The 23671-nt window shown below is 46.7% G+C and carries 23 protein-coding genes and 2 pseudogenes; 9 read left to right on the top strand and 16 right to left on the bottom strand.

Features of this window, described 5'->3' with window-relative positions; translation table 11 throughout:
- Positions 1 to 445 precede the first annotated feature (445 nt).
- A complete protein-coding gene (locus G9F48_RS18315; RefSeq protein WP_016936795.1) occupies positions 446 to 808 on the bottom strand; it encodes a winged helix-turn-helix transcriptional regulator in 363 nt (120 codons plus the stop codon).
- Between the two features lie 231 nt (positions 809 to 1039).
- On the opposite strand from G9F48_RS18315, the gene hxlA reads away from it, so the two are divergent.
- The 4 genes from hxlA to comJ all read left to right on the top strand — a co-directional run bounded on the left by hxlA (position 1040) and on the right by comJ (position 3447).
- Positions 1040 to 1675 carry a 3-hexulose-6-phosphate synthase gene (gene hxlA / locus G9F48_RS18310; RefSeq protein WP_014304319.1) on the top strand — a complete coding sequence of 212 codons (636 nt, stop codon included), beginning with the start codon at positions 1040 to 1042 and terminating at the stop codon, positions 1673 to 1675.
- Positions 1672 to 2229 (top strand): 6-phospho-3-hexuloisomerase, encoded by a 558-nt coding sequence (gene hxlB, locus G9F48_RS18305; RefSeq protein WP_077721772.1) that lies wholly within the window; start codon positions 1672 to 1674, stop codon positions 2227 to 2229. The genes hxlA and hxlB overlap by 4 nt, the downstream gene beginning before the upstream one ends.
- A 358-nt stretch (positions 2230 to 2587) precedes the next feature.
- Complete coding sequence (locus G9F48_RS18300) at positions 2588 to 3025, top strand: NucA/NucB deoxyribonuclease domain-containing protein (RefSeq protein ID WP_003156588.1); 438 nt, start codon at positions 2588 to 2590, stop codon at positions 3023 to 3025.
- A 23-nt stretch (positions 3026 to 3048) separates the two neighbouring features.
- Positions 3049 to 3447: a competence protein ComJ gene (gene comJ / locus G9F48_RS18295; RefSeq protein ID WP_165409932.1), complete on the top strand. Its 399-nt coding sequence runs from the start codon at positions 3049 to 3051 to the stop codon at positions 3445 to 3447.
- Positions 3448 to 3465: 18 nt separating this feature from the next.
- On the opposite strand, the pseudogene G9F48_RS18290 reads toward comJ, so the two are convergent.
- The 6 genes and pseudogenes from G9F48_RS18290 to G9F48_RS18265 form a co-directional block, all read right to left on the bottom strand.
- Positions 3466 to 3696, bottom strand: a pseudogene (locus G9F48_RS18290) (family 1 glycosylhydrolase); the annotation flags it as partial.
- Complete coding sequence (locus tag G9F48_RS20130) at positions 3621 to 3812, bottom strand: family 1 glycosylhydrolase (RefSeq protein WP_165409938.1); 192 nt, start codon at positions 3810 to 3812, stop codon at positions 3621 to 3623. The pseudogene G9F48_RS18290 and the gene G9F48_RS20130, both read right to left, overlap by 76 nt.
- A 103-nt stretch (positions 3813 to 3915) precedes the next feature.
- On the bottom strand, positions 3916 to 4236 hold the full coding sequence (locus G9F48_RS18280; RefSeq protein WP_165409931.1) for a YckD family protein: 321 nt from the start codon (positions 4234 to 4236) through the stop codon (positions 3916 to 3918).
- 71 nt (positions 4237 to 4307) lie between these two features.
- Positions 4308 to 4742 (bottom strand): RDD family protein, encoded by a 435-nt coding sequence (locus G9F48_RS18275; protein ID WP_165409930.1) that lies wholly within the window; start codon positions 4740 to 4742, stop codon positions 4308 to 4310.
- 14 nt (positions 4743 to 4756) lie between these two features.
- Positions 4757 to 5893, bottom strand: coding sequence for a zinc-dependent alcohol dehydrogenase (locus G9F48_RS18270; protein ID WP_156735944.1), 1137 nt, complete (start codon positions 5891 to 5893; stop codon positions 4757 to 4759).
- A 64-nt stretch (positions 5894 to 5957) separates the two neighbouring features.
- A complete protein-coding gene (locus G9F48_RS18265; protein WP_165409929.1) occupies positions 5958 to 7160 on the bottom strand; it encodes a GTP-binding protein in 1203 nt (400 codons plus the stop codon).
- Positions 7161 to 7304: 144 nt separating this feature from the next.
- Between G9F48_RS18265 and G9F48_RS19855 the strand changes: the two are divergent.
- From G9F48_RS19855 to cobA, 4 genes and pseudogenes are all read left to right on the top strand, one after another.
- Positions 7305 to 7433: pseudogene (locus tag G9F48_RS19855) on the top strand (hypothetical protein); the annotation flags it as partial.
- Positions 7434 to 7552: 119 nt separating this feature from the next.
- Positions 7553 to 9970: an NADPH-nitrite reductase gene (gene nasD / locus G9F48_RS18260; RefSeq protein ID WP_165409928.1), complete on the top strand. Its 2418-nt coding sequence runs from the start codon at positions 7553 to 7555 to the stop codon at positions 9968 to 9970.
- Positions 9971 to 9990: 20 nt separating this feature from the next.
- Entirely contained in the window at positions 9991 to 10311 is a 321-nt protein-coding gene (nirD, locus tag G9F48_RS18255; protein ID WP_070081341.1) for a nitrite reductase small subunit NirD, read from the top strand.
- 66 nt (positions 10312 to 10377) lie between these two features.
- Positions 10378 to 11817 carry a uroporphyrinogen-III C-methyltransferase gene (gene cobA / locus G9F48_RS18250; protein WP_165409927.1) on the top strand — a complete coding sequence of 480 codons (1440 nt, stop codon included), beginning with the start codon at positions 10378 to 10380 and terminating at the stop codon, positions 11815 to 11817.
- Positions 11818 to 11873: 56 nt separating this feature from the next.
- On the opposite strand, the gene G9F48_RS18245 is transcribed toward cobA, so the two are convergent.
- The 9 genes from G9F48_RS18245 to G9F48_RS18205 form a co-directional block, all read right to left on the bottom strand.
- On the bottom strand, positions 11874 to 12881 hold the full coding sequence (locus G9F48_RS18245; protein WP_165409926.1) for an NAD(P)/FAD-dependent oxidoreductase: 1008 nt from the start codon (positions 12879 to 12881) through the stop codon (positions 11874 to 11876).
- Positions 12882 to 13079: 198 nt separating this feature from the next.
- Positions 13080 to 14315 carry a PucR family transcriptional regulator gene (locus tag G9F48_RS18240; RefSeq protein WP_003156600.1) on the bottom strand — a complete coding sequence of 412 codons (1236 nt, stop codon included), beginning with the start codon at positions 14313 to 14315 and terminating at the stop codon, positions 13080 to 13082.
- A gap of 157 nt (positions 14316 to 14472) precedes the next feature.
- A complete protein-coding gene (gene putP / locus G9F48_RS18235; RefSeq protein WP_076851418.1) occupies positions 14473 to 15927 on the bottom strand; it encodes a sodium/proline symporter PutP in 1455 nt (484 codons plus the stop codon).
- Between the two features lie 91 nt (positions 15928 to 16018).
- The gene (pruA, locus tag G9F48_RS18230; protein WP_103527171.1) at positions 16019 to 17566 is read right to left on the bottom strand and encodes an L-glutamate gamma-semialdehyde dehydrogenase; all 1548 of its coding nucleotides are present in this window, start codon (positions 17564 to 17566) and stop codon (positions 16019 to 16021) included.
- Positions 17567 to 17583: 17 nt separating this feature from the next.
- Positions 17584 to 18495, bottom strand: coding sequence for a proline dehydrogenase family protein (locus G9F48_RS18225; protein ID WP_087920787.1), 912 nt, complete (start codon positions 18493 to 18495; stop codon positions 17584 to 17586).
- Between the two features lie 187 nt (positions 18496 to 18682).
- Complete coding sequence (locus G9F48_RS18220; RefSeq protein WP_102421770.1) at positions 18683 to 19468, bottom strand: nucleotidyltransferase domain-containing protein; 786 nt, start codon at positions 19466 to 19468, stop codon at positions 18683 to 18685.
- A 65-nt stretch (positions 19469 to 19533) separates the two neighbouring features.
- Positions 19534 to 20490, bottom strand: a complete 957-nt coding sequence (gene cah / locus G9F48_RS18215) for a cephalosporin C deacetylase (RefSeq protein WP_127070164.1) — start codon at positions 20488 to 20490, stop codon at positions 19534 to 19536.
- Between the two features lie 144 nt (positions 20491 to 20634).
- Complete coding sequence (locus G9F48_RS18210; RefSeq protein WP_003156609.1) at positions 20635 to 21195, bottom strand: shikimate kinase; 561 nt, start codon at positions 21193 to 21195, stop codon at positions 20635 to 20637.
- 125 nt (positions 21196 to 21320) lie between these two features.
- On the bottom strand, positions 21321 to 22631 hold the full coding sequence (locus tag G9F48_RS18205; RefSeq protein WP_165409925.1) for an MFS transporter: 1311 nt from the start codon (positions 22629 to 22631) through the stop codon (positions 21321 to 21323).
- A gap of 203 nt (positions 22632 to 22834) precedes the next feature.
- Between G9F48_RS18205 and G9F48_RS18200 the strand changes: the two genes are divergently transcribed.
- Positions 22835 to 23623 (top strand): sugar phosphate isomerase/epimerase family protein, encoded by a 789-nt coding sequence (locus tag G9F48_RS18200; protein ID WP_156735952.1) that lies wholly within the window; start codon positions 22835 to 22837, stop codon positions 23621 to 23623.
- Positions 23624 to 23671 lie beyond the last annotated feature (48 nt).

The raw sequence follows: 23671 nt of genomic DNA, 5'->3' as shown, positions 1-23671 counted from the left end.
TCCACTCACCCGCACAGTCCGAAATGCGGCTCAAATTTATGAGAAATCAAGACAAGAATCCAATGTTTGTAAGCAACAGGGTTTACCTATTTCTTCATGAATTACTATATATCTACTTACGTTCACTTTATATGAAATTATTGTTTTTATCACCGAAAAATGGGTGAAAAGTTTCATTCGGCACACCGAAAAAAATTCCGACAATTCCAGAGGGTATTTTGCGGCATCCCGCAATTTATTTTTAAAAATATTATTTATGTAAAATTAAAAATCTTTAAACTATAGTATAAATCTCTCGAATATCCAGTTATGGCAGAATGAAAATAGTTTTCATATATGAGCTGATGGGGAAAAAACAGCGCAAGAACCGAAACAGGAGATTTAATCGTTCGCAATATGATTTCATTAAACCGCAAAAAAAGCACTCTATTTTACATAGAGCGCTTCAAAAAGATTCCTTTATTGCAGTTTTATCAATGTTGATTAATTCCATATATTCTTTTCCCCACTTATACATGGCATCCAAAATCGGCATAAGGGTCTCTCCTTGCTCCGTTAATGAGTACTCCACTTTCGGAGGGACGACAGGGTAAACTTCCCTGTGAACGATCAGATCCTGCTCCAGCTCCCTGAGCTGATTCACAAGAATTTTGTGCGTAATATCCGGAATTAAAGCTTTCAGCTCATTAAAACGTTTTGTCCCTTCTTTTCCCAGGTGCCACATAATCAGCATTTTCCATTTCCCGCCTATCACGGCAAGCGTCAATTCCTTTTCGCAATTAAACGTTTTCTTATCCATTCGGCTCACGGGCCATTCTCCTTCCTCTTACTTTTTGTACGTTCATCATCTATTCATACACGCTTACTTTTTTACACAACTTTCATCAGTTTATACTACCACGCAGTTTTGCTGAAACAAAGCGCATTGCCTGCGGGGACAGTATCCTCAAAGTAACTATTAGACTTCAAAGTGCGTACTTCTCAACATGCCGGGCACTCTATAGAATGTAAATACATGAAAAAGAGGAGTGGATATAAAGTGGAATTACAGCTGGCATTAGACTTAGTGAATATCCCGGAAGCAATTGAACTTGTGAAAGAGGTCGAACAATATATAGATGTTGTAGAAATCGGCACTCCCGTTGTCATTAATGAAGGCCTGAAAGCCGTACAGGAAATGAAATCAGCCTTTCCTCACTTGAAAGTGCTTGCCGATCTTAAAATCATGGATGCAGGCGGCTACGAGATCATGAAAGCGGCAGAAGCGGGCGCCGACATCATCACCGTTTTAGGAGCGACAGACGACTCAACGATCAAAGGGGCGGTTGCCGAAGCAAAAAAACAGCAGAAAAAAATTCTCGTCGACATGATTAACGTAAAAAACCTTGAAACACGTGCAAAAGAAATTGACCAACTCGGTGTTGATTATATTTGTGTTCACACAGGTTATGATCTTCAAGCAGAAGGAAAGAATTCATTCGAGGAACTGACGGCGATTAAAAAAGCGGTCAAGAGCGCTAAAACCGCAATTGCCGGGGGCATTAAACTTGATACGCTTCCTGAAGCCATCAAACAAAACCCAGATTTAATCATTGTCGGCGGAGGCATTACGGGAGCTGACAATAAAGCGGATGCTGCTGCTAAAATGAAACAGCTGATCTCACAAGGATCATGAAAACGACTGAATACTTACATGAAATACTAAATGAAATATCCCGCACCGCAGCATTAATAGCCGACAGTGAAGCTGACAAGCTTGCGGATCAGATTTTATCGGCAGATCAAATCTTCACGTCCGGAGCGGGGCGTTCCGGCTTTATGGCTAAAGCGTTCGCCATGAGGATGATGCACATCGGCCTGAACGCTTACATCGTCGGTGAGACGCTTACCCCTCCCCTCCAAGAAGGCGGTCTCGTCATCATCGGCTCAGGCTCAGGCGAAACAAAAAGTCTGCTTCATACGGCTGAAAAAGCCAAAAGCCTTAACGGCATCATCACTGCATTAACGATTAACCCCGATTCAAGTCTCGGCAAACTTGCTGATCTTACAATAACGATTCCCGGCTCTCCTAAGGAAGAGACCGGCGGAGACAGAAAGACGATTCAGCCGATGGGTTCTTTATTCGAACAAACTCTTTTGCTGTTTTACGATGCGGTTATTCTAAAAATCATGGAGAAAAAAGAATTGAATTCAGCAGACATGTTTACAAAACATGCGAATCTGGAATGATTTGCTGACGGCCTTCTTATCAGATGGCCGTCTTTTTATCGTCTTGTTGCGCACGGTCATGCAAGCCAAGGTTTTCGGGTCGGACACTCGCAGACGAAGATATCCTGCCGGTGAGCTTATCGCTATAATAAGTCAATTGACGATACGGCCGCAACCGTTCATTTCTGAATAGGGAAACGGCAAAAAACACTTTCTGATCGGATTTTTAAAGAATAAAATTGATTTGTGCGGATGGTTTTACAGATATTCAGCTGAATTGCGGCTGAGAAATATATTTTAACAGCTTTACAGCCGGCCGATTCTGCTTTATTCTTGGACCAGCTTTACAGCAATTTAAAACTGGAGGTGATTGATACTCTTGAAAACATTAAAAGCACTGCTGCTTGTTCTTATCATCATTGCCGGAGCAGTCGCGGCCCTGATCAAGGGTGATCTTTTCTCAGATAACGAGCAGACCGTTCAGAAGAGTGATTACGACAAAGTAATCCTATTTCCGTCCGATCGATATCCGGAAACAGCAAAGCATATTAAGGACGCGATAAAAGAAGGGCATTCCAGCATATGCACCATTGACAGAGACGGAGTACATAAGCGGCGTGAGCAATCTCTTAAACATGTGCCTGTCAAAACGGGATACGATAGGGATGAATGGCCGATGGCGGTTTGTAAACAGGGCGGAAACAATGCCTCCGTAGAATATATTTCTCCGGCAGACAACCGCGGAGCCGGCTCTTGGGTCGGACACCAGCTCACCAATGATCCCGACGGAACGAGAGTATTATTTAAAATCAAGTAAAAAAAAACAGGAGGAACAGCGCATTGAATAAATCATGGAAACCGCAAGAACTGGCCATTTCTTATCATCAATTTACAATCTTCCAAAAAGATTCAGAACCGCCTGTTATCGATTGGACCGATGAAGCCATTGAAAAAGGATATGCGGAAGCTGACGGAGCTGTTTCATTTGAAGCAAGGAGAAATACGAGGGCATTTATCGTCCTCAGGCTTAACACAAGTGAACCGGTACTATCCTATGAGAAAAAAGCGACTGTTCCCTTTGAGGCTGTAAAAGATGGAATTGAGATTGAAAGCGTGATGTCAAAGCGGCTTTTCTTTAATATTCCGAAAGGCCGATACAGCATTACCTGTTATTCAGTGCCTGCCGAAATATCCGATCTTCATGCGGATACGTATATTATTGATGCAGACGCAATGTAAAAGAAACCCCTGAGAGAATCATATTTCTCTCAGGGAACTTTTACCGTTTGTTTCAATTACATTCTGGTACCAATAAAAACTTTTTTTCCTGATCCGTTTCAAATCCTTTTCATCTTCTTCATCTCGATTGATATACACAAAACCGTAGCGTTTTTAATAGCCGTTCAACCAGCTTAACAGATCCGTGAATGCCCAGCTGCAGCAGCCGATGAGATGAACTCCGTCACTAATAGCCTCTCTGCACTGTTCACCCATACTGAAGGTCCTTTACCGCCTTTATTCCAGGCTCCTTCTACCTGATTGGCAGCCGAAGCTGCCCCCCATAGAAATGTATCAGGGAACAGGCCCTGTTTTTTATGTATCATGTGTTTCATCCTCCTGATGCGTATGATTTTGATATCATACGTTATGAAACGCATTTCAGAGCAATCCCGATCAAAACAAAAAAGCATCCGGCTTGCCGGATGCTTAAGAATGATGATGCCGCTTTTCCAATTTATGAGGCGGAGGCTTCGGGACAAAGCCATTTTGTTTCATCATATTAAAGCGCCTGTCCATATACTGTTTAATATGTTCTGCTTTTTCTTTCGGCAGGACCCCGTACTCAACATATTTGGATATGACATGTTTGCGTTTTTCGAGCACTTCTTTTTCAAGTGATTCAATTTCTTTTTTCTGCTGTTCCGTGAGTGACATTGTTGAAGGCATTTTTGTTTCGGCGTGTGCCGGCATTGTGAAAACCATTGCTGTAATGAAAAACGCAGCTAAAGACAATGCAGCTTTTTTCATGACTCTTTCCTCCTTTAACGTTTGTTATATGTTGCTCCCTCATCCATTTTTTATGCAAAAAAAGAGCGAAATTATTTGCTCTTTTCAATCGATTCGTCCGGCAGCGCGTATGTGACATACGTTCCCGCTACAAAATCGTGGATTGACCGTTTGTCTTCTCTCATTCCGACCATGAATGCGCTCACGATCACACCGATTCCAAACGTCACGCCATATATCAGGCCGCCCACAAGCACTCTCAAAATCATAGTAAGAAAGCCTACCTGAGTTCCGTCTTTTTTGACGATGCGGATACCGCAGATCTTTTTGCCGATAACATAGCCGTTCCAGTATACAGGGAGCAAAATACCATAAAGAGTCAAAATGATGCTGATCATTGCGCTCTCATTCGGGTCTTTTCCTGTTGCCAGCATAAAAATAATCGCCAAAGGCACTGAAGTAATTAAATAGTCGAGTACAACGGCTCCCAATCTGATCCAAAATCCCGCTGGTCTGTAAATATTCATCGTGTTTCCCCTCGCTATGGCTTCAAAATCACTTTAATGTTGCCATCTTCTTTTTTGTCAAATATATCATATGCAGCAGGAGCTTCCGCAAGACTCATTTTGTGTGTAATGATATCTGTCGGATCAATTTCATTTTGTTCGATCATTTTGTACAGCCTCGGCATCAGATGAATAACGGGTGCCTGGCCCATTTTTAAAGAAACGTTGCGTGTGAAAAAATCGCCGAGCGGAAAGCCGTCCGCTTCAGAAATGTATGCGCCCGTGAGCTGCACGGTTCCGAACTTCTTAACGGCTTCTGATGCTGTAAGAATCGGGCTGATCGTTCCGAACTGATTCGGTTTTTGCTCTGCTTTTTCTTTTGAAAGCGGCGTGCCGTCCATTCCGACACAATCAATCACTACATCCGCGCCCCCTGACGTTTGTTCGTGCAGCAGTTTCCCGATCTCATCATGTTCTGAAAAATTGAAGGTCTCTGCTCCGTTTATGCGTCTCGCATGTTCAAGGCGATGCGGGACTTGATCAACTGCGATAACCCGTTTAGCTCCTTTTTTCCACGCGAATTTTTGCGCCATTAAGCCGATCGGACCTGATCCCAGAATAACGACTGTATCTCCTTTTTTCACTCCGCTGTGCTGGACGCTCCAAAAGGCGGTCGGCATGACATCTGACAGAAGCAGCACCTGCTCATCTTCAAGCTCACTGTCTGCCGGAACCAGAAAAGAAGAGAAATCAGCGTAAGGAACACGTAAATATTCAGCCTGTCCGCCGGGATAATTACCGTTAAACTCTGAGAAACCGAATAAACCGCCGGCATCTGTATGAGGATTTGGATTTGATTCATCACACTGGCTTTCCATCTGGTGCTTGCAATAATGACATTCTCCGCAGCCGATGTTAAAAGGAATCACGACCCGGTCGCCTTTTTTCAGCTTTTTGACTTGACTGCCCGTTTCTTCCACGATTCCCATCGGCTCATGCCCGACAATATAACCCGGATCGGCGGGTATTCCGTTTTTATATAAATGAAGGTCTGAACCGCATATCCCGGTTGCGGTAATTCGAACGATGACATCTCTCTCATCTTGAATGGCGGGTGCCGGGACTTCTTTCACTTCCATATGTTCTTTTCCTTGATATGTCAATGCTTTCACACTTGGTCAGCTCCTTTTTCATCACTCCTTCCCTTTTCACCTGCTTCTAAACTTGGCCGGTATGTTATTCGGCCCGCTGAATATCCCATTGAAAAGGATCTTCAAGCTGCGACCAGTCGGAATCGAACTCAGACGGCGTGAGCAGGCACTGATCCAATTCCTTTGTAATGGCTGCTTCATCTAAATCTGTTCCGATAAACACCAGGTTCGTATGACGATCTCCGAATTGGTCGTCCCAATCTTCCAGAATCTCCGGTTCCTGCTGTTTGATCTGCTCCTGCTCAAGTTTCGGCATTGCCGCCACCCAATAAGAAACAGGCTCAAGCGAAACCGCTGGACCCGCCTGAGACATCAGCAGCGCAAGGCTGTTGCGGGTTGCGCACCAAACAATTCCTTTTGCGCGCACAATGTTGTCAGGCATTGATTGATGCAGCCAGCTGTCAAAACGAACGGTATGAAACGGCAGACGCCGCGAGTACACAAACGAAGTGATGCCGTACTCTTCCGTTTCCGGAGTGTGCGCTTCATGACCTGCCGTCAGTTCCTTTATCCACCCTGCTGATGAACTCGCTTCCTCAAACTCAAATAAACCGGTATTCAATATGCATTCGGCGGGCACTTCTCCGCGGACGGACCGGATCAGTCTGGCACGGGGCTGTAATGCGCGAAGAACCGTTTCCAGCTGTTCAAGCTCTTTTTCGCACACCATGTCGCATTTATTTAAAATGAGCACATCACAAAACTCGATTTGGTCAATTAATAAATCGGCAATCACCCGTTCATCATCTTCTCCCGCCGCTTCCTTCCGGTCAAGAAGGGTGTCACCGGACTGGAAATCATGCCAGAAGCGGTTTGCATCCACCACGGTCACCATTGTGTCCAGCCTGCAGAATGTTGTCAGATCAATGCCCATTTCTTCATCTATATAAGAGAATGTCTGGGCAACGGGAATCGGTTCGCTGATCCCTGTTGATTCAATGACAATATAATCAAACCTGCCGTCTTTCGCGAGTTTCTCAACTTCGACTAATAAATCTTCACGCAGCGTGCAGCAGATACAGCCGTTGGATAATTCTACGAGTTTCTCATCCGTCCTTGACAAACCGCCTCCCTGCTTCACCAAGCCCGCGTCTATATTTACTTCGCTCATGTCATTGACGATGACGGCAATTTTTAAACCGTTGCGGTTTTGTAGAATATGATTCAAAACGGTCGTCTTTCCGGCACCAAGATAGCCGCTCAATACTGTAACCGGAATTTTTTTCATATCAATAGCCCCCTAACAAAATAGAATGATTACGATTTATATCCCGCAACTCCCTTATTATCACGATGTACATGGTTACAAATCGTAATCGTTACTATTTATTTTGATATATTCTCCGTTTAAAATCAAGTAAAAGTCAGACATCATACATTGTTTGTCCCCATCCATTGGTCTGACACGCAAAACGTCAACGATTTAATTGGTGAAGCCTTCGATCCGGACTGTAAAATGCCCGGTTTTAAGATGTGTGCGGTACGAATCAGCCCTATCTAATTTTTCATAAAATTTTTAGATTTTTTCGTATTTTTTGTTACATTTCATAACATGCATCTTAAATATTTGTTTTTGCTGTGCTACGCTGAAAAAAAACAAAGATAGGAGCGGATCATCTGATGGGAAAAAAACAGCTAGTCCTTGTTGGAAATGGAATGGCCGGGGTAAGAGCGATTGAAGAAATACTGCGTGTTTCAAAAGATGAATTTGAGATTACAATATTCGGGGCCGAACCTCATCCCAACTATAACCGAATCCTTCTGTCAAAAGTGCTGCAAGGCGATACCGACATTCAAGACATTACGTTAAACGATTGGAACTGGTACAAAGAAAACAACATTCAGCTGTACACCGGTGAAACAGTCATCAAAGTTGACACGGAAAACAAAACCGTCATCACCGATGCAGACAGAATCCAGCCTTACGATGAACTCATCCTGGCGACAGGCTCTGTCCCTTTTATCCTTCCGATTCCGGGCGCAGACAAACAAGGCGTCACGGCATTCCGAGACATAAAAGATACCGACACGATGCTCGCCGCGTCAAGACAATATAAAAAAGCAGCCGTCATCGGCGGAGGACTGCTGGGTTTGGAAGCCGCGCGCGGACTGCTGAATCTCGGCATGGACGTGTCTGTCATCCACCTCGCCCCATTCCTGATGGAGCGCCAGCTTGACGCAGCGGCGGGACGCCTGCTGCAAAACGAGTTAGAAAAACAAGGCATGACCTTTTTCCTTGAAAAACAAACCGAAGAAATTATCGGTACTGACCGTGTCGAAGGCGTACGCTTCAAAGACGGCACAAGCATCGAAGCTGATCTGGTCGTCATGGCTGTCGGCATCCGCCCGAATACACAGCTTGGCACAGAAAGCGGCATCCCGGTAAACCGCGGAATCATTGTCAACGATTATATGCAGACTGAAATTCCGCACATTTACGCGGTCGGTGAATGTGCCGAGCACCGCGGAATCGCATACGGTCTTGTGGCGCCGCTCTATGAACAGGCAAAAGTGCTGGCCAAGCATATTTGCGGCATTGAAACAAAACCGTACGAAGGCTCCGTTCTCTCCACTCAATTAAAGGTATCAGGCGTCGAGGTGTTCTCTGCCGGCGACTTTGATGAATCAGAGGACAAAAAGGCGATTAAAGTGTTCGATGAACAGGACGGCATTTATAAAAAAATTGTCCTGAGGGGCAATCAAATTGTCGGCGCTGTTTTGTTCGGAGACAGCAGCGAAGGCAACCGCCTGTTTTCTATGATTCAAAAACAAGCAGATATCTCTGAAACCTCCAAAATATCAATCTTACAGCCTCTTGATCAGGAAGCAGGCGCAAGCATGACCGCGGCGATGAGCGACGATGAAATCATCTGCGGCTGCAACGGCGTTTCAAAAGGCGCGATTATTCAAGCCATTCAGGAAAAAGGCTGCACATCAACGGACGAAATCAAAGCATGCACCGGGGCATCCCGTTCCTGCGGAGGCTGTAAACCGCTCGTAGAAGACATTCTTCAATATACACTGGGCTCAGAATTTGACTCATCCGCGCAAAAAGAAGCGATTTGCGGCTGCACCTCACTGTCGAGAGATGAAGTTGTAGAAGAAATCAAAGCCAAAGGGCTCTCACATACGAGAGAAATCATGAACGTGCTCGGCTGGAAAACGCCGGAAGGTTGCTCCAAATGCCGCCCTGCCCTCAACTACTACTTAGGCATGATTAATCCGTCTACATACGAGGATGACAGAACATCCCGTTTTGTGAACGAACGGATGCACGCCAATATTCAAAAAGACGGAACATACTCAGTCGTTCCCCGGATGTACGGGGGCGTAACCAACTCTCAAGATCTCCGCAAGATCGCCGATGTCGTCGACAAATATGAGATCCCGCTCGTTAAAATGACCGGCGGCCAACGAATTGATCTCATCGGCGTTAAAAAAGAAGATCTGCCGAAAGTATGGGCCGAGCTTGATATGCCGTCAGGCTACGCGTACGGAAAAACACTCCGCACGGTAAAAACGTGCGTAGGCGAACAATTCTGCCGCTTCGGCACACAAGACTCCATGGCACTGGGTATTGCGCTTGAGAAAAAATTCGAAGGGCTCAATACGCCTCATAAGGTTAAAATGGCCGTGTCCGCCTGCCCGCGGAACTGTGCGGAATCAGGCATTAAAGACCTTGGCGTTGTCGGCATCGACGGAGCCTGGGAGCTTTATGTCGGCGGAAACGGCGGAACCCATTTGCGGGCCGGTGATTTGCTGATGAAAGTAAAAACGAATGAAGAAGTCTTAGAATACGCGGGTGCTTACCTTCAGTACTACAGAGAAACGGCAAACTATCTGGAGCGGACATCCGCATGGCTTGAGCGCGTCGGTTTATCTCATGTCCAATCCGTATTAAACGATCCGGAAAAACGGCAGGAGCTCAACGATCGAATGAATGAGACACTCTCTGTCCACAAAGATCCGTGGCAATACTTCCTTAAAGATAAAAAAGCATCTAAAGATCTATTCGAAAATGTCGTCACGACTTCATAAAACTGTAAGGGGGAACGGACATGGTTAATAAAGATATGACAAAGGTTTGCATAGGCAGAGTAAACGAATTACCCGAGGAGTTAGGAAAAACCGTATATATAGAAGATAAAGAGCTTGCCGTATTTAAGCTTTCTGACGGGAACATCCGTGCCGTCGAAAACCGCTGTCCCCATAAAGGGGGCGTCCTGGCTGAAGGCATCGTCAGCGGAGAATACGTCTTCTGCCCGATGCATGACTGGAAAATTTCCTTAGAAGACGGAAAAGTCCAAGAGCCGGACCATGGCTGTGTCAAAACATACGAAACACTGATCGAAGGAGAGAATGTATACATCCTGTATTGATCAAAGACCGGATCACTTTTTCAAGTGGTCCTTCATTTTTTAAATTGCTGAAGGGATGACGCCATCATGAAAAACGGAATCGTATATTTTGTCGGTGCCGGACCAGGAGACCCGGGGCTGATCACCGTAAAAGGAAAAAAGGCTCTGGAGAAAGCGGATATCATTTTGTATGACCGGCTCGCAAACCCAAAGTTTCTAGAATACGCCTCACCTGACTGCCGGTTCATTTATTGCGGAAAGCTGCCCGACCGCCATTTTATGAAACAGTCTGAGATAAATGCCCTGCTGATTGAAAAAGCGGCGGAGGGCTACACCGTCGTCCGCTTGAAAGGCGGAGACCCAAGTGTGTTCGGCAGGGTCGGCGAAGAAGCAGAGGCGCTTCATCAGCACGGCATCCGCTGCGAAATGGTGCCCGGCATCACCTCGGGAATCGCAGCGCCGCTGTATGCGGGAGTCCCCGTTACCCATCGTGATTTCGCTTCGTCCTTCGCGATGATCACCGCTCATGATACATCATTGCAAGGCAGGCCGAATCTCGACTGGGAAGGGCTTGCCCGAAGCGTTCAAACGCTTGTGTTTTACATGGGCGTTAAAAATCTGTCATTTATATGCCGGAAGCTTATGGAGTACGGAAAATCCCCTTCCATTCCCGTACTCGTCATTCAATGGGGAACGTGGGGGCGGCAGCGGAGTGTTAAAGGAACGCTTCAGGATATCCATGACAAAGTTCAAAGCCAAAACATCACCAACCCTGCCATTATCGTCATTGGTGATATTGTCAATTTTCAAACACACAGCTGGTTTGAAAGCAAACCCTTCATCGGGCGGCATATCATGGTGGTCACTCATGGCGATGATGAACATACACTGACAGACAAGCTGCGCGAGTATGGCGCCGATGTTATTGAATGGCCGAAGCGGATCGTTAAAAAAATGCCCCCAAACGAAAACATCCTGAAACAGATCAGCACCTTTGAACAACTATTTTTCACATCACGCCTTGCGGTATGCGAATTCTTTGACACACTGGCATTCAAGCAGATCGACATCCGCCGGGTGACCGCAAGCCTGAATGCAGCGACCGAAGCTGCAAAGACGGAACTGACAAAACGGGGCTTTCTCCTATCCGAATGGCAAAATGATTCTCCGCATTCGCTCATTGTAGGAAGCCGTCAAGCAGCAGAAAACTTGTCAGACTCAAAATCATGCCGGTTTTATATCACCCATGAACATATCGCGGATGAGCGGTTCACTTCCATGATCGAACGCACGATCAGTGAATTTCCTCTGCAAATGATTATCTGTACGGGCAAAGAATCCGCTCAGCATTTGATCAGCGCCGGAAAACAAATCGGCATATCACCGAATCCGTCAGGAAACCGCCCTCCCGTCATCTGCATGGGCGAAGACGTCCCCGCCGGCTGCGGGTTTACCGCCGTGAAAAATCAGGAACAGTTATTTGCGTTTATACGAAATGAAATGAAAGACATGCTCGTTCACAGCTGATACGCCGGAATGCTTTTCTGACCCCCAGGTCAACATCGGGGGTCAGCCCTTTTTTATTATGTCACCAATTTTTTATGATGAGTCGAATACATCGCCATCTGATCCGCCTGCGGGTCCAAATAGGCTTTGGCGCTGTTCACGGCGGTCGGCCCCTCCGTGAAACCGCCGGCAATCAATCTGAGCTTGCTTTCATAATAGGCGGCGTCACCGGCGACAAACACGCCCGGAAGATTCGTCCGCATATGTCTGTCAGCTTTAATCCTGCCTTCTTCTATCTCAAGCCCCCAGTCCTTCATCGGACCGAGATCAATTTTAAACCCGTGGTTGATAATGAGCTCATCAAGCTTGATGACTTCAGAAAGTCCGGACTCAGTTTGGCAAACGGTGACGCTCTCGACCCGTTCCCCTGTGCCGTTGAGATGCTTCAGACGATACGGCGCAAGCACCCGCACGGAAGACCGCTTCATTTTCGCCACGCTGCTTTCCAAACCGCCAAACTCCTCACGGCGGTGCAAGACGGTAACAGACGCCGCAATCGGTTCCAGCTCATTCGCCCAGTCAACCGCGGTATCTCCCCCTCCGGAAATCACGACATGCTTATCTCGAAACGCATCAAGCTTCTCCACTTTATAATGAAGGTTCTTTCCTGAATACCGGCTCGCATCCGCGCTGTCAAGTTCATTGACCTCAAGCGTCCCCATGCCGACGGCCAAAATCACCGTGCGCGTATAGTGCTTTTCCCCTTCGGAACTTTCGAGCACAATGGTTCCGTCTTCCAGCCGTTCAAATCCGGCCACCCGCTGATTCAACACGATATCCGGCTCAAATGTCGCCGCCTGCTCCTTCAGCTGCTTAATCAGCTGTTCCCCGGCAATCCCGGGTATTCCGCCGATATCACGGATGATTTTTTCAGGAAAAAACATAGACACCTTTCCCCCGAGCCGCGGCAAAAACTCGATCACTTTCGTTTTCAGCTCCCGCATCCCGCAATAAAAAGCCGCAAACAGGCCGATCGGGCCTCCGCCTATAATCGTGACGTCATACACCTCATGATTTTCCGCCATCGTTCTGCCTCCCGTTTATATCTATACTTCATACATTTTTAATTGAGAATCAATATCAATGAAAGTATAACACATATTGAGGAGCAGTGTTTATTCATTTCTCATCTTGCGGGAAAGGAGTGATTCAGAAGTGAGGTTCTGAGATTGATAAGCGGGAAGGTATTAAAACTGAAACCAGTACGGCGACTGGTTTCTTTTTTATCTCTTTTTCATCAGCATGATATCGAGATACAGCTGGCACCTTGTCCTGAAGTCGTTTAAATTAATTGATGTCATGTCAAGAATCTGTTTGATGCGGTAGTTCAATGTGTTTTGATGAATAAAAAGCTGTTCTGCGGCTGGTTTTGTTTTGCAGTTATTGAGGAGATAGATTTCTAACGTTTTCAGCAGTTCGGTGCTGCTTTCTCTGTCTTTGGCTTTTAATAACGCTAAATCATCGTTTACATATTCCAGTGAGGCGTTTTTTTCTTCGATGCTTTCAAGATAGCGGTAAATCCCGAGCTTACTGTATTCGTACGGGATATTTTCCTGGTTTCCGGTAATTTCGGCGGCCTTTATGACTTCAAGGGCTTCTATATAACTTTTGCCGAGCTTCAGGATGCTGCTGTATTCATTGCCGATTCCGATATAGATGGGAGTGGGGATCTTCTGAAAGTGAAAATGAGTCAGCAGTTTGTGGATGAATTCAGATGCTGCCGAAGTGCCGGAGCTTTTTTGCGAGAAGCTTGCGACGACGATGACAATATTGGAATCAATGGTTAAGACGTGACTGACTTTATCCCGCAAATTCAAGTACGATTTGATATTTTCCTTTACATCTTCGACTGCCTCCCCATCCCCATTTGCGGCATGCAGGACGACTACTGAAAAAACCGAAGGCAGCACGGCGTTCATCTTTTCCGCTTCCCGCCTGAACTCCTTTTCAGAGGAGAATTGCTGAAAGATCGCCCGTTTCACCAGGTCTTCCGCTCTCTCTTCTTTTTCCTGTTTCAGCCGGTTCGTTTTATAGATGATTTTTCCGACATGGAATGAAGTTTCATATAAAAAATCGAGCTCCTCGTCCGTCAAGTTTCGGTCGAGCTCCTGAATCCAGATGTAGCCCATCACTTCCCCTTTATGTTTTGCGCTTACAACCACTCTCTGATTCAGTCCGATACTGTCTATTTTTTCGACACGGAACGGTTCAGGAACGGTTTTCAGCTTTTCGATCACCCCGTCCTTCAGAAACCTTTCAAAAATCTGCACGGGGCATTTTTTTGAGAATATCGTCTGCTGGTTGGCGGAGTCGAAGTGATTAATGTAATAAGAATTATAGGCAAGCAAAAAGAAATCCGCGCTTTCCAGAATAACGGGCTTCTGCAATTCATAACTGATGAAATCAATTAATTTATCAATGTCCGTAAATGAAAAAACTCTCTCTAAAAGCTCTTCCATACCTATTTCTCCTATGCTCTTTTTATCTTTATCATACTCTGAGGGGTGACTTTTTGTATAGAAAAAAATTCATATACTCCCAAAACGGAATGATCCGAAAGCCTGTATCGTGAAAAGAGGAAAAAGGGCGGTCCCTTCTTCCTCTCGTTCCTTGCTTTTATTGAGAAAGTGTATCACGGTAGTCATGAAACTGATCTGTGACATCTTTTGACGGAGCCTGTGTCAATAAGCTGACGACAAATACAGCGGCAAGGCTTACAGCAAAGCCCGGAATGATTTCGTACAAAAAGTCTGAAAGACCGGCATTCGCCCAAATGATTACGGTAATCGCTCCCGCAATCATGCCGGCGAGTGCCCCCCATTTCGTCATCCGTTTCCAAAATAAACTGAGCAGTACGACCGGCCCGAATGAAGCGCCGAATCCCGCCCATGCATAGCTGACAAGACCAAGTATCGTGTTGTTTTTCTCCCAGGCGAGCACCAGAGCGACGATTGACACCGCAAGCACTGCCATTCTCCCCAGAAATACGAGTTCCTTATCAGAAGCTGAACGCCTGAACATGGACTTATACAAGTCCTCCACTAAAGAACTGGACGTAACGAGCAGCTGAGACGAAATCGTACTCATAATGGCCGCTAAAATCGCAGAAATGAGAAATCCCGTAATAATCGGGTGGAACAGAATGTTGCCGAGCTGAATAAAAATGGTTTCCGGATCATCCAGCTTCAACCCGCGCTGGTGGTAATACGCGATTCCCGCAAGACCCGTAAACAGCGCACCGAGTGCAGACAAAATCATCCATCCCATTCCGATCCGTCTGGCGCGTTTGATCTCTTTCACAGATGTGATCGCCATAAAGCGCACAATAATATGCGGCTGCCCGAAATAGCCGAGCCCCCACGCAAATAAAGAAATAATGCCAAGGACGGTGGTCCCTTTGAACATATTAAACAGTTCCGGGTTGACGGAACGGATATCGGCAACGGTTTCCCCCGGGCCGCCCGTATGGAAAATCGTCACAATCGGCACGAGAATAAGCGCCGCAAACATGATGATCCCTTGGACAAAGTCCGTCCAGCTTACCGCCAAAAAGCCCCCGAACAAGGTGTAGGCGACAACGACGCCTGTCACGGCCCACAGGCCGGTGTGGTAATCCCACCCTAAAATGCTGTTGAATAAGACACCTCCGGACACCATGCCGGATGATACGTAAAAAGTGAAAAAGACGAGAATGACGAGACCCGAAAACAGTCTGAGAAGCTTCGTATGATCACCGAAACGGTTTTCAAGGAAACCCGGAATGGTGATGGAATTCCCCGCTTTTTCGGTATACGTTCTCAGCCTCGGCGCCACGAAAAGCCAGTTCGCCCACGCCCCGAGCACAAGTCCGATTACAATCCAAGCGCCGCTCAATCCCGTCGAGAACATGGCGCCAGGAAGCCCCATCAAGAGCCATCCGCTCATATCCGCCGCTCCCGCGCTGAGCGCTGTGACGGCAGGGCCTAAAGAACGCCCCCCGAGCATGTAATCCGTCAGATTTGACGTCCGTCTGTAGGCGAAATAACCGATAAACAGCATGCCCGCCATATAAATACAAATGGAAATAATCAACTGAATGTTTGCTATGGCATTTCCTCCTCCGCTTTATAGGTTTATGGTGAAATGGACACCCCCCGCGAGGAGGATGCCCATTCAGTCCCTCTTAAAACATTTCACTGATTGTTTTCGCCTGCATGTGGAGGGCCAAATAATCCGGGCCGCCCGCTTTTGAATCAGTGCCGGACATTTTGAAGCCTCCGAACGGATGGTAGCCGACAATCGCTCCCGTACAATTGCGGTTGAAGTACAGGTTGCCGACATGGAATTCCTGTTTCGCCCGTTCAATATGTTTGCGGTTATTTGTAATGACCGCGCCTGTCAAACCGTATTCAGTATTGTTGGCCACTTCCAGCGCTTCATCAAAGTTTGATACTTTAGAAAACGCCACGACCGGCCCGAAAATTTCTTCCTGCATGAGTCTGGCTTTCGGATCAAGGTCAGCGAAGATCGTCGGCTTGATAAAGTAGCCTTTTGAATCATCTCCGGTGCCTCCGCTTACTAAACGGCCTTCTTCTTTTCCGATTTCAATGTAGCTCATGATCTTGTCGTAAGAACCTTGGTCGATGACAGGTCCCATATACACGTCAGCGCTGTCAGGGCTTGCCGTCACTTTTGATTCAGTGATTTCGATGACGCGCTCTAATACTTGATCATACACTTTTTCATGGACAACTGCACGTGAACCTGCAGAACATTTTTGTCCCGCGAAGCCGAATGCTGATGTAAAGATGGATTGAGCCGCCAATTCAATGTCCGCGTCCTCATCGACAACAACCGTATCTTTACCGCCCATTTCAGCGATAACACGCTTTAAATGCTGCTGGCCCGGCTGCACTTTCGCCGCGCGTTCGAAAATTCTCGTACCGACTTCACGTGATCCCGTAAACGTAATGATGCTTGTTTTCGGGTGATCGACGAGATAGTCTCCCACTTCCGCTCCGCTTCCCGGCACAAAGTTGACAACGCCCTTCGGAAGGCCTGATTCCTCAAGCACTTCTACGAATTTCGCCGCGATGACCGGTGTCGCGCTTGCAGGTTTAAGAACGACCGTGTTGCCCGTTACGATCGGTGCCACCGTCGTTCCCGCCATAATCGCAAAGAGGAAGTTCCATGGCGGAATGACGACCGTTACGCCGGTCGGTGTGTAGACATATTGGTTCTTCTCGCCTTCGCGGCTGTTGACCGGCTTGCCTTTTGCCAATTCAACCATCTGGCGCGCGTAGTATTCCATAAAGTCGATGGCTTCCGCCGTATCCGCATCAGCTTCGTTCCAAGGTTTTCCCGCTTCCTTGACGAGCAGGGCGGAGAATTCGTGCTTTCTGCGGCGGACTTTGGCAGCCGCGCGGAACAGAACGGCCGCTCTTTCTTCAGGGGATGTGTATCTCCACTCTTCGAACGCTTTCGCAGCCGCTTCAATCGCCTGCTCAGCGTGCTCCTGGGACGCCTTTGACACTTTTCCGACGACTTCTTCTTTGTCTGCAGGGTTAATGGATACGATTTTCGCTTCCGTCTCTACCTTTTCACCGTTGATGACGAGCGGATAATCTTTTCCCATATACTCATTTACCGTCGCAAGCGCTTTCTTAAATTCTTCAACGTTCGATTGATCTTGGAAATTCGTGAATGGTTCGTGTTTATAAGGTGTAGTCATTGTCATCTCTCCCTTTTTTACTTCTTAGTCATTCCTTTAAAGGCGAATGCGATGTTTGAGGGGCGTTCGGCGAGCCGTCTCATGAAATAGCCGTACCAGTCATCCCCGTAAGGCAGGTAGACTCTCATGCGGTATCCTTCTTCCACCAGGCTGAGCTGGGTTTGCGAGCGCATGCCGTACAGCATCTGAAACTCAAAACGGTCGTTTGGAATGCCGTGCTCTTTGGCAAGCTGTTTTGTAAACTCGATCATTTTGTCATCATGCGTGGCGACTGCCGTATAATGTCCTTTTAAAAGCTGTTTGCGGATGAGTCTTTTATAATTTTCATCGACGTCGCTTTTTTCAGGATAGGCCACCTTTTCCGATTCTTTATAGGCCCCTTTGACAAGCCGCAGAAACGGATTCAGCGGGCTGAGGTCATCAAGATCCTTCTCCGTTCTGTACAGATAAGCCTGCACCACGGTGCTTACATATTCATACCGGCTCCGGAAGTCTTTAAAGATATCCAGCGTTTTCTGGCATCTCGTTTCATCTTCCATGTCAATCGTCACCATGACTTTATGTTTTTCAGCCGTCTGGAGGATTTTCGTCATATTTTCATAGACGAGATCGAGATCTATATCAAGACCTAAAGACGTCATTTTTAATGACACTTGGGAATTCAGCTGTTCATCAGCAATTAAGGCGATGGTCTGCATGCACTCCTCGGTGCGTTCTTTCGCGACGTCACCGCTGTTGACAAATTCCCCCAAATGATCGACAGTAACTGACAGCCCCTGGCTGTTCAAATGTCGGATTGTCGGGATAGAACTGCGGAAATCCATTCCTCCGATGATTTTGCCGGCTGCCACACGGCTTCCCCAGCTTCGCGCCATCTTATTGAGAAAGCTGCTCTTGGATAAAAATAAGAAAAAATCTCTTGTAATCACTTCCAACCTTAACACCCCGCAATCTAAGAAGTATTTGTATGAGTCTATTGTAAATGGACAAAACATCCTCTCACAATATTCTAAAAATACAAAGATTCTGATAAATTTTTGTGGTTTTACCACAATCAGCTTCTTAGATAGCAGGCGGATTATGCCGAAAAAAGGCGGACGGAAATGACGGCAATCGTCAATTTCCGCCTTTTTCCCCCCACGCCTCTTCGACGGTCTGAATCAATAGCTGATTCAGTTCCTCCGTTATGTCAGGTTTCGGCGTTTTGATCGTTTTGACATAGTGCCCGATGCGTTCTATTTCTTCTTCTATAAACGCATGAATCATCGTATTTCTCGGTTCCGGAGCCAGCTCCTGACCGCTTTTTTTCCTTGTAAGCAGTATATTGATTTCAGAAATGAGCGCTTCATCCGTCAATAAGGCATCGGCCAGTACGGGAAATGACATCGGCGGTACGGAGCCGAACGTTTCAATCCATCTGCAGGCAAGGAGAGGACGCAGAACATAAAAATACTTTTTAATCTTCACTTCACTGCCCTGCAATTCCGTTTTTTCATTCCGTTTTGCCATATTGAGATAATGATAAATGCAGGCTTCAGGCGAAAAGGCGCGGATTTTCAGTTTTCGAAGCTTTTCAGCCGCTGAGAAAGCTTCATAATAGATCATCTCAGAAGAGAGCCATTCCAAAAGAGGCGGATTTGATTTTTTAAAAAGCCGCAGCGCTTTTCTCAGTTCCCAGCCGCTGATGTCTAGCATGTCATGAATCGGCTCTTCTATGACATCCCTATGCGGTTCGATCGAAAAGTACCATTCTTTTTTCGGCACATAGAGAAACCGCACATCGTAGTCGCTGTCGCTTGACGGAAATCCCCATGCGCGGCTCCCTGATTCTACGGCGTAAAGCACCTTGACGCCGTGCTGTGCTTCAATTCGTTTTAATTCTTCGATGATCCTTTGTTTCATCTGTATCCGTCCTTTTCCGTGATCATTCCTGAAAAAAGCCCAAGTACTTGGGCTTTTCGCTGCTGTCAGCCTTTCAGATGCGCTTTCAGAAAGGCCAGCTTTTCCGTATGGAAAGAAGGTATGTATTCATGTCCGAAATATCGGTACACCTTCAATTCTTTTTCCGTTTCCAGATGGTTGTAAGCGGCAAACACCGTCGACGGCGGAGTCACGCGGTCAATCAGCCCGATGGACATGAGCACCGGAACTTTTACGCGGTCCGCCAGATTCATGATATCAAAATAGGCCAGTGTATTCATCGCGGCCTTCTCCGTCTCAGGGCTGCCGTTCTTTCTGAAAAAGGAGTTAATCTCAAGATACGGCTCATCAAGAGCGACATCAATGGCCCGCTCAAAATTGCTTAAATAAGGATAATCGGCCGCAACCGCTCTCGGAATGTCAGATAGTGCCGCCGCGGCGATTGAAAGTCCGCCTCCCTGGCTCCCGCCGATGACGGCGATTCTCGTTTCATCCACTTCATCAAAGCCGCTGATGACTTCCAAAGCCCGGACGGCGTCTAAGTACACGCCGCGGTAATAATATGTATCTTTATCTAAAATCCCTTTCGTCATCCAGCCGGGAACGTGTCCATGCGGTGAGACGCTTGTATCTGTGCTGCTGTGCTGGCCGCGGACAAGCATCCCGAACGCGGCATATCCGTGAAGCGCCCAATTTACGATGTCATGTATGTCCCCGTCATAGCTTGCGTTGTAGCCGTGGTATTTCACGATGGCCGGATGCGGGCCTTTTCGGTCGGGAACGGCGTACCATCCCTCAATTTCCGCCTTGCCGAAGCTCCGGTATGTCAGCCGGAATACTTTCACGCCGTCAGCCGGGTAGCTTTCAGCCGTCAATTCAGGCTTTGCCTCTTCCTTTGCAAGCTCATGTAATGATGATGCCCAAAAATCCGAAAAGTCATGAGGAGCGGTTTTATTTGGTTTATAGGTTTGCAGTTGGTCGAGCGGCAAGTCGTATAATTGCATATCCGATTATTCTCCTTTGTTTTATAAGTTTTAATTTTCTGACTCTATCTTAACACGATTTTACACTCATTTTCTAAAAATTTTAATAAACGTTTGTTTAAAAGAAAACAAAAAAGCCGTACGCTCACAGCGTCACGGCTCTTTTTACATCGGCTGATACAGATCCCAGCCGATTTTTAACGTTTCTACGATATAATCGGCGATTTCTTCCGGTTCCAGATTATCCGTCGCCACTTTTGAATTATGTTTATCATAGATGCTTTGGCGCTCGTTAAAGAGCTGCTGCATTTCATCCATTGAACGGTTATGCAGAACGGGACGGCTTTCAATCAGCAGGTCAGCCCGCTGCTTCCAATTCTCCCATGATAAATCAAGATGGAGCACGAGACAGTTTTCAAGGCAGCACTGTCTGATTTCCTCTTGTTTAAACGAACCGCCCCCAAGTGACACGATCTTGAATTTCGTATTGCGGCAGATATCTAATATATAATCCTTTTCGGTCTGACGGAAAAAAGCTTCACCTTTTTTCTCAAACATTTCAGGGATGGACATATTGAAATCTTTCTCAATCTGCAAATCAATATCAATGAAGTCTCTGTATAATTTCTTAGCGACCAGCTGGCCGATTGTTGTCTTTCCGACACCCATGAATCCGATCAGTACGATATTTCTTTCTCTTACGGGAATGGCACGTTTTGCGTTCATCTTCGGCGAAATCCTCCTAAGAAATGAAAAAGTTATGTTTATTATATGATAACTCAATATTGAAATATAGAGATAATGCAATGAAAGAAAACCCATCCTTTATAAGAAGAGATGAGTTTTTCTTTCTATCGGAGCGTAATGCGTTCCACCTTTCCGACAATGAAAATATAAGAAAATGCCCCGATAAATGCGACAGCGCCGACAAACAGAATCGCTCCGTTATATGAACCGGTCGCAGAAACGATAAACCCGATGATAAGCGGGGTGATAATGCCGGCCATATTGGCGAAAAAGTTAAACACGCCTCCTGCCAATCCGATTGTTTCGCTTGGCGCCACCTCACTCAGCATCGTCCAGGATATATTGGACATGCCCTGCGCAAAAGAAGCAATGGATAAGATCGTCAAAACCGCAGGAGCAGAATCCGTAACATTCGCGAGCACGATGGAGCCTGTCAGCAGAAGACCGAGGATGACGGGGGTTTTCCGGGCAACGTTCACCGACACGCCCTGTTTCATCATTCCGTCAGACCAATATCCGCCGAACAATACGCCGAAAAAGGCGGCGACATACGGGATTGATGCGGCGAAGCCGACTTTTAAGAAAGCCATGTGCTTTGCCTCCGCCAGATAAGTCGGAAACCATGTCAAAAAGAAGAACAGCGTGGAGGCTACGGCGAATTGGCCGATATACAAGCCGACAAGCTTGCGGTATTTAAGAAGCTGGACGAAATCCCGCCACGTGATTCTGCCGGCTGATTCAGACACCTCTGTCAGTCCGCCGCCTTCTCTAATATAATCAAGCTCTTCCCGGTTCACTTTCCGGTACCGATTCGGCTCGTGATACATTTTGAACCAGAAAACGGAGAAAACAAGCCCGAGCAACCCTGAAGAAATAAAGACGGCGCGCCAGTCAAATGCCGTTAACACCCAGAATAAAACCGGTGTGGCGAACGCCAGTCCCACATATTCCCCCGCCGTATAAACACCCGTGGCAAAGGCGCGTTCCCGCCTTGGAAACCATGTCGTGACAATCCGGTTGTTTGCCGGAAACGCAGGCGATTCAGCCAGCCCGATCATCAGGCGGCAGCCGAATAAAAACCCGAAACTGGCCGCAAAAGCCTGCACTCCGGTGAAAACAGACCAGATCATTAAAGAAACGCCGTACGTCCGTTTTGATCCGAATTTGTCCAAAATGAGCCCGCCGGGAATCTGCATACCCGTATAGGTCCAGCTGAATGCGGAAAAGACGACGCCCAAAAGCGCGGGGCTTATGTTCAGCGATGTCTGAATGGACGGGGCGGCGATGGATACACTGGCACGGTCTATATAATTAATCGCAGTGATAAAAAACAAAAGAAACAGTATCACATAACGAGCGCGAGTCGGTTTATTGCGGACGGGACTGAAGTCCGTCAGCTCCGTTTCATTTTTCAATGGCTTCTCCCCCCTTACTCGAATGAAATTAATTGTACAACACTTCGGTCAATTATTTAATACTTTGACGCAAAAAAGCGCTAAACAATTTGTGTGCCGCACTTACACCCTGCTTATAAAAGTGTCTGCCCTTTTCACCTGTTTATCCGTATCTCACCCGGGGAAAAGTACACATATGATAGACAGTTACGGGAGGATTACCGATGAAACTGAGTTTTTGCACGACAGGATTTAAAAAAAAGCATATTTTCGACATCATTTCTTTCGCGAAGGAGCACTCCTTTGACGGAATCGAACTGTGGTACGGACACGCCAAACAATATATAGAGGAAATCGGCCCGCTCGACAGGCTTGATCAGCAGCTTCAGGAGGATGGCATCGGGGTGCCTGCCGTCAGTTTATACACTGACTTCGCCGCTCAGGATGAAAGGCAGGCGTTAAAGGGTGTTCAAAGGGCATTAAGCGCGGCACGACAGCTGCACAGTCCCTTGATCAGAGTCTTTGCCGGCAATCTTCCTTCACATCGGACGTCACCGGAAAAGTGGCAACGTGCGGTTGATCAATTTCAGCAGGCGGTACGGCTCGCAGATGACTATGAAGTCGATATCGGGCTTGAGATTCATTACGATACGTACGCGGATACACCGGAGGCGGCGCTGGCATTTTTGGAGGATGTCGGCCATCCGCGGGTCCGCACCATTTTTGACGGCTCCAACCTACACGTCAATCACGTTGACCAAATGTCCGCTTTAGAAAAGCTGTATCATACCGTAAGCCATATTCATCTGAAAAACTATCACTGGAATTTTGACAACTGGTATCTCAGCAAGCCAACTCCGATTTTTCAAGGAGATCTCGATCAAAAAGCATTTTTAAAAGAGCTGATGAACAGACAATATGACGGTTTTGTTTCTCTTGAGTATTTTGGAGAACATGCCTTTACGCATATAAAGGAATCGCTCCGGGAATATACGTCTGTTTTTTCCCGCTGACTCTTCGATCGAAGGGTCTTTTTTTTGTATCATATAGAAAAAGGGGGA

Origin of the sequence: Bacillus sp. EKM420B (assembly GCF_011065565.1) — a bacterium.
Lineage (GTDB): Bacteria > Bacillota > Bacilli > Bacillales > Bacillaceae > Bacillus > Bacillus velezensis.
This window is presented reverse-complemented; position numbering and strand designations above follow the sequence as displayed.

Excerpts from the sequence above, each read along its gene's own strand:
- hxlB (WP_077721772.1), top strand. The coding sequence starts at position 1,672 with ATGAAAACGACTGAATACTTACATGAAATACTAAATGAAATATCCCGC.
- G9F48_RS20130 (WP_165409938.1), bottom strand. The coding sequence starts at position 3,812 with ATGATACATAAAAAACAGGGCCTGTTCCCTGATACATTTCTATGGGGG.
- G9F48_RS18280 (WP_165409931.1), bottom strand. The coding sequence starts at position 4,236 with ATGAAAAAAGCTGCATTGTCTTTAGCTGCGTTTTTCATTACAGCAATG.
- G9F48_RS18275 (WP_165409930.1), bottom strand. The coding sequence starts at position 4,742 with ATGAATATTTACAGACCAGCGGGATTTTGGATCAGATTGGGAGCCGTT.
- G9F48_RS18265 (WP_165409929.1), bottom strand. The coding sequence starts at position 7,160 with ATGAAAAAAATTCCGGTTACAGTATTGAGCGGCTATCTTGGTGCCGGA.
- nasD (WP_165409928.1), top strand. The coding sequence starts at position 7,553 with ATGGGAAAAAAACAGCTAGTCCTTGTTGGAAATGGAATGGCCGGGGTA.
- nirD (WP_070081341.1), top strand. The coding sequence starts at position 9,991 with ATGGTTAATAAAGATATGACAAAGGTTTGCATAGGCAGAGTAAACGAA.
- cobA (WP_165409927.1), top strand. The coding sequence starts at position 10,378 with ATGAAAAACGGAATCGTATATTTTGTCGGTGCCGGACCAGGAGACCCG.
- G9F48_RS18245 (WP_165409926.1), bottom strand. The coding sequence starts at position 12,881 with ATGGCGGAAAATCATGAGGTGTATGACGTCACGATTATAGGCGGAGGC.
- G9F48_RS18240 (WP_003156600.1), bottom strand. The coding sequence starts at position 14,315 with ATGGAAGAGCTTTTAGAGAGAGTTTTTTCATTTACGGACATTGATAAA.
- pruA (WP_103527171.1), bottom strand. The coding sequence starts at position 17,566 with ATGACTACACCTTATAAACACGAACCATTCACGAATTTCCAAGATCAA.
- G9F48_RS18220 (WP_102421770.1), bottom strand. The coding sequence starts at position 19,468 with ATGAAACAAAGGATCATCGAAGAATTAAAACGAATTGAAGCACAGCAC.
- cah (WP_127070164.1), bottom strand. The coding sequence starts at position 20,490 with ATGCAATTATACGACTTGCCGCTCGACCAACTGCAAACCTATAAACCA.
- G9F48_RS18210 (WP_003156609.1), bottom strand. The coding sequence starts at position 21,195 with ATGAACGCAAAACGTGCCATTCCCGTAAGAGAAAGAAATATCGTACTG.
- G9F48_RS18200 (WP_156735952.1), top strand. The coding sequence starts at position 22,835 with ATGAAACTGAGTTTTTGCACGACAGGATTTAAAAAAAAGCATATTTTC.